The sequence below is a fragment of the Kocuria rosea subsp. polaris genome (assembly GCF_001483755.1).
Classification (GTDB): Bacteria; Actinomycetota; Actinomycetes; order Actinomycetales; family Micrococcaceae; genus Kocuria; species Kocuria cellulosilytica.
Genome location: NZ_LQBK01000037.1, coordinates 1 through 12,545, shown reverse-complemented (window position 1 = coordinate 12,545; position 12,545 = coordinate 1). Strand labels below are relative to the sequence as shown.

Sequence of the window (12,545 nt, the reverse complement as noted above, 5' to 3'; positions counted from 1 at the left end):
GTGACAGCAGGCTGCTACGGGGCCGCACGAGAGCCTGTGGCGGTGACGTTCTTGCGGTGGGCCGTCACATCCGCTGCCTGTTCGCTTTGGTGACCAGCCGGTAGGAAGATGAGAGACGCCTCGATCCCCCGTGCCGGGTACCTCCGTGATCCCCGAGATGACCCGACCCCTCCCCCAGGAGCGACATGCCCCTCCACCCTCCCGTCTCCCGCCGCGCCCGCGGCCGCACCGCCGCTGCCTGGACCTCGGCGGCCATGGCCCTGGCCCTACTCACCGGCTGCACCAGCGCCCCGGCCGACCCCGGTGGCAGTCCCGCCACCGCTGCGAGCACAGCAGCTCCCTCCCCCACGGCTTCCAGCGCGTCTGCGGAGCCCACGACCACTCCGACGCAGGCCCCGGCCGCGCCCGCGGCCGCCTCCTCCGAGGCCTTGACCGCGCTCAACGAGTTGAAGGTCGCCGCCCGGGGCACCATGTCCGACTACGACCGTGACGGCTTGTTCGGCGGGTGGATCGACGCCGACGGCGACTGCGAGGACACCCGCCAGGAAATCCTCAACCGTGACCTCGACGACGTCGTCTCCGCCGACGGGTGCAAGGTCGACTCCGGGGTCCTGGACCCGGACCCCTACACCGACACCACGATCGACTTCGTGCGAGGGCCGGCCACCTCCTCCGACGTGCAGATCGACCACGTGGTCTCACTCGGCAACGCCTGGATCACCGGGGCCCGCAACCTCTCCCAGGACCAGCGCGTGGAGCTGGCCAATGACCCGCTGAACCTGCTGGCGGTGGACGGGCCGACCAACCAGGCGAAGTCCGACAAGCCCGCCAATGAGTGGCTGCCGCCGAACGTGGACTTCCGCTGCGAGTTCGTCGCCATCCAGATCGCGGTGAAGGCCAAATACGAGCTGTGGGTCACCGCCCCGGAGAAGACCGCGATAACCGAGGTGCTCGCCGACTGCGAAGGCCAGGAAGTCCCGACCACCGCGGTCCTCGCCAACATCGACGCCAACGCCCCGGCCCCGGTCGAGAAGGCACCCAAGCCGGCACCTGCCCCGGCGCAGAAGGCACCCGAGCCGGCCCCAGTGGCGCTCGAGCCGGTCGTCCCCGAGCCTGCCCCCGTGGCTCCGGCCCCAGTCGCCCCCGCTCCGAAGCCCGAGCCGGTGCCCGCCGCGCCGGCTGCTCCGGCCGGCCCGACCGGCGGGTTCGCCAACTGCGCCGCGGCCAAGGCCGCCGGTGCGGCTCCGCTCTACGCCGGGTCCCCGGGCTACGCCCCCAAGCTCGACCGTGACGGCGACGGCGTGGCCTGCGAGAGCTGAGCGGCTCCCCCATCAGCACGAAGCCCCGCTTCACCTCGTCCCGGCAGGGATCCGGAGGGCGGGGCTTCGCCGTGTCCTCGGCCGGTACTCAGGAGCTCCAAGAGTCCCCGGGCTGCCTGGGCCGGCCAGCGGTGAACGCCTCACGCACCGCGGACTGCTGTCGTTCGACAGGGGCGGTCTCGGCGTCAGCGATCACCGTGACGAACGCCTTGGTGTCCTCCACCAGGGAGGTGATCTTCTCAGGGTTGTCCACGGCCCAGCTGTAGGCGGTGGCGTAGTCGACGGGCTGGCCGGCAGCCACCACGGCACCGCCCTCGGTGATCTCCACGGACACGGGGTGAGCTCCTCTGCAACGCCGGACTACTGGTCAGCTCGAGCGTAGCCAGCCCACCGGCACCGATTCCGGGCGCCACGCGCTCGCGCGAGGCAAGACCGGCAATTGCCGGCCTAGCGAGGACAGCGCAGACGCACGCCCCACGGGGTTAAGGGTGCAATTCAGTTCGGTGTGGGCGATCCTGGCGGCTCCTGACGACATGGAGGCCGTCCCCGGGATGGGCGCACCCGACACTCTGATCGCCGGCCGTTCTTACTTCGCCCAGACCCCGAGCTCGTTGCCGCTGGGATCAGCGAAGTGCAGTCTCCGGCCGCCCGGGAACGTGTACGGCTCCTGGATGATGCGTCCACCGGTTTTGACGATGGCCCGCTGCGTTGCCTCCAGGTCCTCCGAGTAGAGCAGCACGAAGGGACCTCCACTCGGGCGCGGCTCGGCAGCCGCCAGCAGTCCTCCTACTTCGGCGCCGTCATCGTTTGAGGACGCGATGTCAGCGTATTCGGGACCGTAGTCGACAAGTCTCCACTCGAATGCCTCGGTGTAGAACGCTTTCGCCGCGTCGAGGTCGGTGACGGTCATTTCAATGTAGTTGAGCGAGTGATGGCGGGGCTGCGGTGTCATGGCGGAATGGTTGCCGTGGGGCAACGGCACCCGACAGGCGACCTACTCCAACGCCTTCCGTCCCGGCCGTCAGGGACTTTCAGCCCAGCACGGACCACGGCTCTACCCGGTACGTGGCCCTGGGCGGTGGGAGCCATAACTGCTGAGATGCTGGCTGATCCGGTGGCCTGGTCAGGCCGTCAAGCCCCGATCCGTACACAGCTTCGCTTCCTGGAACCAGTCAGCGCCGTCGTAATCGCCCCTGACAGCCTCATCGTAGCGAGCGGAATAGCTCTGGTGTCCATGATCCCAGGGGACTGACGCAGTTCAGGAGAGCAACTGCGAAGGCCGCATGGTTCCCTGAGCGGGGTAGGCACTCCTGCAACGCGGAATGTGCAACACCGACGCCACGGGTAAGACCACCTCAGAATATTGGCTGTGGAAGGAGTCATATCAGCTTGGGAGGAGGAGGCAGTAACGCCCCAGTAACGCCCACGTCGAGATGGTGTCCTCCAGGTTAGTCGCCCAGGTGCAACAGTCGCCCCACCACAAGGCCAGTCGCGCCTGAGTGCTTAACGCGTGAGGTTACGTGAAGGTAGTCGTGGTCCCCGCCAATGGAAATCGTGTGCGTCGATGAAATGAGAAACGGGCTTCTCGTCGTCGGAAGGCAGAGAAGCTGGCGGATAAATCTCCGAAGTCGCCAATAAGGAGCCAGCGGATGTCTAAATCTGAGCAGCCAACAACAAATGCGAGTGCGTTAGCGCACCGGACAATGGCACGAGATAGTCGAGAAGGTGACGTGCCTGACTTAGCGTCCGAAGCTCTGGGTGCGTTTCTTGCCCAAGCAGGCTCGTTGACGTTGCAGGATCGCCAACTGATCGTCGATCAGGCGCTGCTCCTGGTCGAATCGAACTACGTGCATTTGCCGTTGAAGGAGGCGATGCACGCGGCGAACCCGGTGCGGCGCCTGCAGCTGCTGCGCACGAGGCTGGATCGGCAGACGGACTCGACGATGGATCCGGAGTGGTTGTTTCACGGGCAAATGTCGAGCATCTTTCACTCGGTGCGTGACCTACATACCAACTATCTACTCCCGGCGCCCTTTGCTGGCCGTATCGCCTTCCTGCCGTTCCGGATCGAAAAAGCCTACGACTCCGGTGCTGACCACTACATTGTCACGGAGATCATGGGAGGGGTCCACGCCGAAGGTTTCGGCGTGGGCGCGGAGATCACTCATTGGAACGGAACACCGATCGCACGCGCTGTGGCGGTGAACGGCGCCCGCTTCGCGGGCAGCAATGAGGCGGCGAATCTGGCACGAGGGCTTGATTCACTGACGTTACGCCCGCTGATCATCCAGCTCCCGCCGGAGGAGGAGTGGGTAATCGTGAGTTTTGTTGGCAGCGACGGAGTGGCTCGTGAGTGGCGCGTTCAATGGCAGGTCGCGACCAACTTGCCGCCGGCTACCGACCACGATGCGGTGAGCGTAGAGGCCACCTCGATGGGTCTGGACCTAGATTCCGACGAGAAGTCACGCGCAATGAAATTGCTGTACCGCCCCGATGTCGTGAGCCTCGAAGATGGGCAGAGCTCAGCTGAGTTAACTGAGCCGGTGGCAGCGGCGGACGCTGACATCGCGACCACCATGCCAGGAGTGGTGCGAGCACGGGCGGTGAGCACCACAAGCGGGACATTCGGGTATGTGCGGATATTCACCTTTAACGTCCCGGATCCGGTGGCTTTTCGCGACGAATTCGTACGCTTGATCGGACAGTTGCCCCAGAATGGGCTGATCGTCGATGTACGGGACAACGGCGGCGGACATATTTATGCCGCGGAGTTCCTCCTGCAGACCCTGACTCCGAAGGCGATATTCCCCGAACCGGCGCAGTTCCTCAGCACGGGGCTCAACCTTCGGATTGTTCGCCGGCACAAAGATAACCCGACGGGTCAGATCGATCTAGGGCCATGGTACGAATCGCTGGAGCAGGCCACCGAGACAGGGGCGACTTACTCGGCTGCGCACCCCATCACGCCTGCAAGCGGGGCGAACGAGATCGGTCAGACCTATCACGGGCCGGTGGTAATGATCACCGATGCCCGTTGCTACTCGGCGACGGATATCTTCGCCGCCGGGTTCGCGGACCATCAGATAGGAAAAATCCTTGGAACCGACGACAACACCGGCGCGGGTGGGGCAAACGTCTGGGCCCACAGTTTGCTGGCCCAGCTGCTAAAAATCCCAGATCCAGCGGACGCCGACTCGCCCTACCGCGCGCTTCCCAACGGCGCGAACCTCCGGACGGCTATTCGCCGAACGCTACGGGTCGGTGCGGCGGCGGGAACCCCCGTCGAAGACCTTGGGGTCCGGCCGGACACGACCCACCGGATGACACGCAATGATGTGCTCAACGGGAACGTCGACCTGTTGGCTGCAGCAGGGCAAATACTGGCGTCGATGCCAGCGCGTCGACTGGAGGTAGTTGTCGGAGACCCGACCGGTGGTGTGGCCACCGTGGACCTGACGGTCGCCGGAATCGACCGCATCGACCTCTACCTGGACACCCGCCCCCGGACCTCCCAGGATGTGACAGACGGCGGCGTCCATCTGACCGTCGCGGACGTGGTACCGGGACAAAGACTAGGCGTCTACGGCTTCGCCGCCGGGGAACTCATCGCAGCACGCGCGGCAACCATCTGATCGTTTGTTACCCTGACATCATTATCGGCCTTTTGCCGGAATATCCACAAATCTGTCGCCAGCGAGACCACGAATGCTGCAGTTCGCATTCCGGCAGGGAAACAGGACAAGGTACAAGCTCACGAAGAACGTTCTCGAGACAGCCCTGGAAGCTGAGCTAACCGAGCACCTCGGGCACGACCACGGGCAGGCACCGATCGCGGTCAACATGCGCAACGGGACCCGAATGAAGACCGTGCTGACCGAGATCGGCCCGGTCGAGATCGAGGTGCCCCGGGACCGGGACGGGTCCTTCGAGCCGGTGATCGTGCCCAAGCGCAAGCGGCGCCTGGACGGGATCGACCAGATCGTGCTCTCGCTGTCGGCCCGCGGGCTGACCACCGGGGAGATCTCGGCGCATTTCGAGGAGGTCTACGGCGCTAAGGTCTCCAAAGACACCATCTCGAAGATCACCGAGAAGGTCGCCGGCGAGCTGGCCGAGTGGTCTTCGCGCCCGCTGGACCCGCTCTACCCGGTGCTCTTCGTCGACGCGATCGCCGGTGTTGGTCCGCGACGGGCAGGTGCGCAACACCCCGTTCTACGTCGTCATGGGCGTGACCGTGCACGGGGAACAACGCGACATCCTCGGGATCTAGGCCGGTAACGGATACGCTTCAAGCGACTCGGGGTCGCTACGACCGCACCACAACCACGTTGCTCTCGCGGCTGGTGCTGCTCGCCGTCGCGCTAACCAACCTCCGCCGCCTATGCCGGACGACCGGGTTATAAGATCAGGTGTCATTTGGCCGAAGGCGGACCGGGGAAGCCTTGAGCCCGGACATGGGACCAGCTCTCAAAGAGGCCCGCGAGGTTAGGAGAAGGCCCGGAACCAAGTTCCTGAGCTACTACACCACAGTAATTCCGGAATTCCCGCAAAGCCGCGATCTCGTCCCCCAGCGTCAGATGCCCTCGCACCAGAATGCTCACGGCGCTCTCCCTTAACGGGTCAAGTCGGTGCACGGTACGGGCCAGTTGGAGTGCTCGGCGAGGGTCGCACTGGTCGAGGGCAACAAGGGCATGCATTTCGAGGAAGTCGAAATATTCCTCTCTCAGCTTGTCTGCCTCGGACACGACCCAGTCCTCACACCACCCGGGCAACAGCTCGATGCGGGAGCGGTCCAGCAACCACCGCTCCTCCAAACTGGATAAGACGGAGGACGCCGGCCGATCCAGGACCTGCCGTAGCCTGTGCAAGTCGACGTCCACGAATTCGCTGAGACTGAGGTCGGTGTCGTGGCACACCACTGCTCCAGGCAGTCGGCGGGAAAGCGCGAAGACCGTCGCTCGGAGGCTTCCCTGGGCATGAAATTCCGTGCATTCGGGCCACAGTAAACCGTTGAGAAATCTGCGAGAACGGGTACCGTGCACGGCCAACGCCGCCAGCAGACGTTCCTGCCGGCGACCCACCTGGACGCTGTATCCCCGGACGGACGCGCTCCACCGTCCGAGCAACTCAATTCGAATGACGTTTTGATCATCCAAGGACTAAACCCCGCTCTGACTAGCCGGTACACCGACTCGGGCTCACAGACATATTGAGGGCCACTCCGCCCGCAAGTCAACGAAATGTCATGGGCCCGCGACGGCATGTCTTACATACAACGATGTGGTTGCGATCCAGGGTCTGCCATGTCTTTCACGCTTACCCGTGCATGTATCGCCTCGCCATTGGTTGGTATTGCTGGCCGCCAACCAACTAAATCCTCCATAGCCCTCCCTATATGTAGCCAATCATGAGGTTGGTCGCAGACGGCTGCCCACCGGATGCCCACCGAATGCGCTACTGGAGTCCTTCGATGTTGTAGTGCTCGATCTAGAAAATAAAGGCCGCGGTGCGTAAGTACTTGCCGAAGTGAACTTGCCGGTAAGCTCAGGCATTAACGGTCATTGCCCGCTCGATTTGGAAAATGACGCGGGCGGCAAAGTAGGACGCGGCCCCGGCCAGGAATCTCGTGCAGGCGTAGCTATCCTTATCGCCACAATATCCATATACGCAAGCCTCAATGGGGCATCGACTATTGAGTGGACGTAGTTAAAACCAACCCGAGTGCTGCTGTCCCGAGCGATATTACCGCCCCCACGACCACCGGCATGCCATCCGTACCCATAGGCAATAAGAGACTGCATGAACATAGGCACAGTAACGTAAGGACGTAAATCTAGGTGCCGTTGAAAACAAGACCCATAGACACTCATACTATTTATATCCGATCTCACCACTAGGGCGAGACCGTAGAAAGTTGAGAGAAGTACATGACTAATATAATTATTGAAATTATGACCGAATTTAGTGAGGCTTTCATCTCTATCGTTATGCTTGTTTTCACGGTGACGCTTGGGGTCTCCTGAGAATCTATGCCGCAAAGGAATATCAAGTCATAAATTTTAGTAGACGGGGAGGGCTGTCAGTCCATTGGCAATGGACTGACAGCCCTCCGTATAAAAATATTTGCACCTATATGCATTTCTCTTCATAGGTTCTCCGATTAAGCTACTAGCATCAATTAGGACGCTGGCTAAAATGCCCAGAGCAATAATAGCGGCCGTGGTGTGAAAAAGAATCAAATTCATGGAAAACTCAAAAAAGCCACAAGAAAAGCTCAGCCCCGAAGCTAAACAAATATTTATAAAGGCATCATTCTGGCGTCAAAGATTCGCAGAAAATAAGCAAGAAGAAACGGACGTTCTTGTGCGAACGACGCGTCCACTATCGGCACCTGACGATGTGCTCATTTTCAAGTCAGTCGGGGCAACGGTGCGAACAATTGCGAGCGACATCCTTACAGCGTCTATTCCCTCGAGTCAACTCCAAGAGCTAGCTAACCTTGAGATCGTTAAATTCATCGAGGTCAGCCGCCCCCTCCCGTCTGAGTCAATGCACGCTGACGATAATCCAAAAGCCAGCACATAGGCATGACGTCACGTAGATCGGGTGCATGCTCGACGGGCAAAATGCCCACTGTGGCGAAGTGTTATCGTTTCCTACTCTGGCCAGAATAACTTTTGGAGATTCACGGAAAACTACCCCAAGCAATTATACGGTAATGCTGCCGTAGATAATCGAGGATTACATTGCCGCGTATACTCAAATCAGTTCCGTGGCACTTTGCAATTTATTATATGCAGTAAGCTATGGTTGGCGATACAAATGGCCTTGCACTCACACCTAAGGTGCAGGTGTTATGCAGAAATTTGCCCGCGACCGGTACGACGGTAGAGGCATCGATTCATTCCTCTGGAATAGGGGCAGACTCAGCGCTATATCCAGGATAGATGACGCCTCCAGGTGTTACCGCTCCGGAGCTAGCGGGATTCGTCACCATGTAGTCTTTCGTTTGTCCGTCCATTGTGATCCGAATGATATCGTAGTAAATAAAGACAGTAACGACCCCCTCATTATTACCGTACAATGTGAATTTAAGTTGATATGAGAGTTTTTTAGTACTGGATTTTTCAAAAATACTTTTCAAATTTTGATTGTCCGACGAACTCACATAATTGCGGAACCATTCTTCCGCAGGAACAGTCGATGTCAATTTATATATTTGGAAAATATCGTTATAGTCGTATCCAAAATACGTTCCATTAATGTCACCAGTTGTGACCCCGCCGGAAATTAGCACCGGCACGGTGGAACTTGTAATAGGCCGCTTGCCTCGATATACTTGTAAGGCGCCAGAGGTTTTCTCTATCAGTGCAGCGATACTTGAATTTTCAAGCGGGTCACTAATTGGGGTATTTCTCTGATTTCTACCTAGTGCTATACCGCAGCGTAACTGCTGCAGCTCCAGCGTCTCGGGCAGTATGAGTCTTTCATTTGTTGACAGCATGTCTTAGATTTTCCTTTTTGCCGTTCCCGTACTGCTAGCGTGCCCCTCCTATTTGCTTTACCTCAGCTAAGTAGTAGGTGGAAGGGGAGGTGGCAGGGCATTATTTTATCGATCATTCCTGATAAGTGTCATTTTTGGAATAGCGGGCAATCCGGCCTCTGACAATATCAACTTCCCTTCGAAGTTCGTTATTCTCATTGCGAAGCGCATAAAGTTCAGCCTGGACTTCGTCGCTCAGCTGGCGGCTGCTCCCGAATGCGTCGAGCTTGCCTGCTCCCCAATCGTTGTTGGGTACGTTGCCCGTGAAATTGTCGTCGCGCGCCGCGCCTACCAGCCGATTAATAACTTCCCGCTGAGTGAGGGTCGGCGACGCTTGGAGCATAAGTGCAACCGCCCCGGCCACATGTGGACTCGCCATGCTCGTGCCCGACATACTGATGTATTGCATATCCGACGAGCTGGCACCGGAGTTGGCGGATAGGATGGCCTGTCCTGGCGCTGCTATCGTCGGCGCAGACCGTCCGTCACGGGTTGGACCCCGACTGGAAAACGTCGAGAGGTTTCCTGTGCCAGAACCTTTGGTGATGTAACTTCCGACCGTAATCACCTCGGTGCTGGTTCCAGGAATAGAGATAGTGACCTTGTCATTGCGGTATTCCCCGATGAATTCTGGAACCGTTGTGCCGCGCTCGATCCAGCCGTGCCAAACACCGTCGACCACCGAATCCCCTATGAGCTTCACCGTCCAGGTGCCCGATTCCACAGACGGTGCCGCACCAGGGTGTAACTGGACGTATATGCGATTGTCGCCGTTGTTTGGATAATTGACGACAGAGTCGACAAAGACGCGGTTTCCATTGTCCATGGCAAGCGTGGCGCTCGTGCCTGGGGCAATCGCTTCAGTTTCCGTACCCGATGGTGGTTTCAAAGCAAAACCAATGCGGTCCGTCGCTTTATACCAAAAATCTAGAGTGTCCGGTGTTTTGTCACTCTCCGGCACGATGAACTGAATTGCGCTCGTGCTGTCGGTATTTACCGTGCCGCTCGCATGTACTCCCCCATTCGCGGCGTTGCCAGCGGACTTAACGAGTGCACGCCCACCACCTCCGAGTAGATTATCGATGCCCCGTTCCAGAAGGGCAGTTCCATCATGGGCAGACAAATTGTCACCCTGGCTGATGTTAATTACGGCGGGTCGGCCAAAAGTCTGAGCGACGCTATAAATGTACTGAATGGCGTCCAACGTCGTCGCGGAGTCGCCAAAAGCTTCAGTCGTCACTTGATTGGTGACGATGATAATGTCTGCCTCCGGTGCAACGCCAACGAAGTTGAACGGTGGCACGCCATTGCCGGCAGCGGAGCCGTCTCCTGCGGCAACGCCAGTAACGTGTGTGCCATGCCCACTGGGGCCATCCATGCTACGAATCGTATTACGTGAATTTGCCGTCGCGAGAGCGAAGTCGATTTGCCCTTGCTGATATTCCACTCCATAGTTAAACTGGGCGGGTGAGATTTCACCGGCTAGAGGGAATAGCGTCTGATCCCATATGCGAAGCACCCGGCTGTTGCCTGCGCCGTCCCGGAAGCATGGGTGCATCCAGTCGATTCCCGAGTCAATGATGCCGAGAATGACTCCTGCACCTCGATGACCCGGCGGACTTTGATGCACAAGATTGGCGCGAGTTTCTGGCAGGCTTATATCTAGTTCGAAGGCCATCGGTCGGGCTGCCTCGACAAGGACTACCCCCTCGACATTGCCAAGGCTTTCGACGGAGGATAAAGCAATGTCGCCGGATATAACATCTCCCGCTCGAGTGTTGATTCTTAAGCCATGCTCCCGGAGTTCAGTGTCCCTGACTCCGTCAACCTGGACTAGAATACGTACCCTCAGCTCTTCCTCACTAACAAGACCAAAGCGACCTGTAGATTCCAGTGTGGAAAAAATTTTCTCGCTCCCGTCCTGTTCTTTTAGAGTATTCAGAAACTTTAATCTCGAGTCGAGCATGATGGGCACCTTCTAGCATGGTTATTATTTTCCCAGCGTGTTATCTAGTTTTCCCAAACTGCAATGGTTCTTGAGATAGGATTGAAGCTCACCCCGCAAACCGAGACTAAATACTCACTGGATGTTTTTTGAATAAATGGTTTGGTGGAACTTGCAATGGCGTTGGCGGACAGATAAACGAGAGTTTTAAGAATTGTCGCATCGTCATTCCGAGGTCTGGCTGGACAAACCGCCGTGACAGTCGGGCCCTACGGGTACGTATTACACGGTGGTCGTAGAGCCCGACTGTCGACGCCAATCGAGAAGCTATGCTCCGGCGATCAGCCAGGCGCGTAATAACTGTCTAATCATCCGCCGCCGCTTTGCTCAATGGGCGTGAACCCTCCCGGGTAAGGGGTCCCATCAGGCGCAGCCGCACCCGAACTCTCTGGATTCGTTACGACGAAGTCCTTGGTTTGACCGTTAAACTTAAGGCGGATGGTCTCAAAGTAGATAAAGACGCTAGTGATGCCTCGATCATTCCCGGTGAGCTCAAATTCAAGATTATAATTGAGCCGAGTGGTATTCGCTGTACCTGCCACTTCCTTTAGCGCAGAGTTATTGCTTGACCTGCTGTAAGTAATGAACCAGTACTTTGCCGACGTGTTCGACGGCAGGTTGTAAACCTGATACGCCCTTGTGTAGTCATAGCCAGTGAACGTGCCGCTGATTCTGCCCTTCGCCTTTGCCCCAGAGCCCTGGACACCGATGCCGTAACGCTTCGCAACTGACTTCCCTCGGTATACCTGGAGATTGTCAGGGGTGTCTTCTATCAGCGCTGCGATCGCTGGATCTGCCAACACGTCGCGGACTTGGGACCCCTCCATGGTTCCACTGAGTGCTGCGCCAAAACCTGCTTGCTGCAACTCCAGCGTTTCCGGGATAATTAGCGTTTCATGAGTTTCAAACATTTTGTGGATTCCTTTCGTACACGCCCGATGCAGGGGCTATGCCCTTCGCTGGACTAGCGCTCAAAAGCGATCGCATGTAGGTGCGTATCTTTATTGATCCGACCTTTGACATTAAGAGTATTCGCATTGCGTGCGTCTAGAGCCGCCTCGGGATTTAGGACCCTCCGTAGCCAGCCATGGACACTTATGATTATTTTTAACGCTAATTGATTTTTCCCATAGTGACTCCCTCATCTTAAATCCGAAATCGATTTATTTCGCATTTGTATAATGTGTCATCGTGCTGATGGTCTGACGTGCGTTGCATGCGATATGATATGCGACTGCTCTATTAATGTTGTTTACTAGTTGAGCAATCGATGCGCTACCTTGTGTGCGGGGCTCTTGCGTCACAGTATGCGAGTGCAAGGCTTTGCACAGATACAGTACATATACCGTTGCGTTATAGGTGCGTGATTACTCTGCAGTTGGTTACGCAATAGTATGTCACTATCATCGTATTTTGCACGATCATTGTGTTGTGGCTCCGCTGCGCTTTAAAGGTCGTAGGGCGACGCTTGTGAGAGTGACTGCCAATTATCCGGCCCCTTATCGGTGTGGAAGTTCGCCACTGGTCAAAATGAAAAATGCACATAGGGAGCGGGCCGTGTGGTTTCCATGGCTCAGCTCCTGTCTTAGACGGTATGTAGTGACCGCCCGGGTGATCTGGGCGGTCACTACATACCGTCTAGTGGCCCGTAGTTGAACTACATGGACGCTTGGCGGGGTGG

At 58.0% G+C, this 12,545-nt stretch carries 9 protein-coding genes and 1 pseudogene; 4 read left to right on the top strand and 6 right to left on the bottom strand.

Translation table 11 applies throughout. From position 1 onward, the window contains the following. The first annotated feature begins 185 nt into the window (after positions 1-185). Complete coding sequence (locus AVL61_RS18510; protein WP_082697165.1) at positions 186-1,319, top strand: excalibur calcium-binding domain-containing protein; 1,134 nt, start codon at positions 186-188, stop codon at positions 1,317-1,319. A gap of 88 nt (positions 1,320-1,407) precedes the next feature. On the opposite strand, the gene AVL61_RS13545 is transcribed toward AVL61_RS18510, so the two are convergent. Both AVL61_RS13545 and AVL61_RS13540 read right to left on the bottom strand, forming a co-directional pair. Further along, positions 1,408-1,653 (bottom strand): hypothetical protein, encoded by a 246-nt coding sequence (locus AVL61_RS13545; RefSeq protein ID WP_058874856.1) that lies wholly within the window; start codon positions 1,651-1,653, stop codon positions 1,408-1,410. 252 nt (positions 1,654-1,905) lie between these two features. Further along, positions 1,906-2,271, bottom strand: coding sequence for a VOC family protein (locus AVL61_RS13540; RefSeq protein WP_058874895.1), 366 nt, complete (start codon positions 2,269-2,271; stop codon positions 1,906-1,908). A gap of 778 nt (positions 2,272-3,049) precedes the next feature. On the opposite strand from AVL61_RS13540, the gene AVL61_RS13535 reads away from it, so the two are divergent. Together AVL61_RS13535 and AVL61_RS13530 are read left to right on the top strand one after the other, a co-directional pair. Continuing rightward, the gene (locus AVL61_RS13535; protein ID WP_197412714.1) at positions 3,050-4,951 is read left to right on the top strand and encodes a S41 family peptidase; all 1,902 of its coding nucleotides are present in this window, start codon (positions 3,050-3,052) and stop codon (positions 4,949-4,951) included. 115 nt (positions 4,952-5,066) lie between these two features. Further along, positions 5,067-5,583, top strand: a pseudogene (locus AVL61_RS13530) (IS256 family transposase); the annotation flags it as partial. Positions 5,584-5,728: 145 nt separating this feature from the next. Here AVL61_RS13530 and AVL61_RS18235 read toward each other — a convergent pair. Continuing rightward, positions 5,729-6,061, bottom strand: a complete 333-nt coding sequence (locus tag AVL61_RS18235) for a bacterial transcriptional activator domain-containing protein (protein ID WP_197412713.1) — start codon at positions 6,059-6,061, stop codon at positions 5,729-5,731. A gap of 1,498 nt (positions 6,062-7,559) precedes the next feature. On the opposite strand from AVL61_RS18235, the gene AVL61_RS18000 reads away from it, so the two are divergent. Beyond that, positions 7,560-7,901 (top strand): hypothetical protein, encoded by a 342-nt coding sequence (locus AVL61_RS18000; RefSeq protein WP_157571438.1) that lies wholly within the window; start codon positions 7,560-7,562, stop codon positions 7,899-7,901. Between the two features lie 316 nt (positions 7,902-8,217). Here AVL61_RS18000 and AVL61_RS17995 read toward each other — a convergent pair whose 3' ends face one another. The 3 genes from AVL61_RS17995 to AVL61_RS17990 all read right to left on the bottom strand — a co-directional run bounded on the left by AVL61_RS17995 (position 8,218) and on the right by AVL61_RS17990 (position 11,775). Further along, entirely contained in the window at positions 8,218-8,820 is a 603-nt protein-coding gene (locus AVL61_RS17995) for a hypothetical protein (protein WP_157571437.1), read from the bottom strand. Positions 8,821-8,932: 112 nt separating this feature from the next. Beyond that, positions 8,933-10,825 carry a S8 family peptidase gene (locus AVL61_RS17560; RefSeq protein ID WP_082697163.1) on the bottom strand — a complete coding sequence of 631 codons (1,893 nt, stop codon included), beginning with the start codon at positions 10,823-10,825 and terminating at the stop codon, positions 8,933-8,935. A 347-nt stretch (positions 10,826-11,172) separates the two neighbouring features. Next, the gene (locus AVL61_RS17990) at positions 11,173-11,775 is read right to left on the bottom strand and encodes a hypothetical protein (protein WP_157571436.1); all 603 of its coding nucleotides are present in this window, start codon (positions 11,773-11,775) and stop codon (positions 11,173-11,175) included. Between the last annotated feature and the right edge of the window lie 770 nt (positions 11,776-12,545).

Bases quoted from the DNA above. Each gene is read 5' to 3' on its own strand.
- AVL61_RS18510 (WP_082697165.1), top strand. From the start codon at position 186: ATGCCCCTCCACCCTCCCGTCTCCCGCCGCGCCCGCGGCCGCACCGCC.
- AVL61_RS13540 (WP_058874895.1), bottom strand. From the start codon at position 2,271: ATGACACCGCAGCCCCGCCATCACTCGCTCAACTACATTGAAATGACC.
- AVL61_RS18000 (WP_157571438.1), top strand. From the start codon at position 7,560: ATGGAAAACTCAAAAAAGCCACAAGAAAAGCTCAGCCCCGAAGCTAAA.
- AVL61_RS17995 (WP_157571437.1), bottom strand. From the start codon at position 8,820: ATGCTGTCAACAAATGAAAGACTCATACTGCCCGAGACGCTGGAGCTG.
- AVL61_RS17560 (WP_082697163.1), bottom strand. From the start codon at position 10,825: ATGCTCGACTCGAGATTAAAGTTTCTGAATACTCTAAAAGAACAGGAC.
- AVL61_RS17990 (WP_157571436.1), bottom strand. From the start codon at position 11,775: ATGTTTGAAACTCATGAAACGCTAATTATCCCGGAAACGCTGGAGTTG.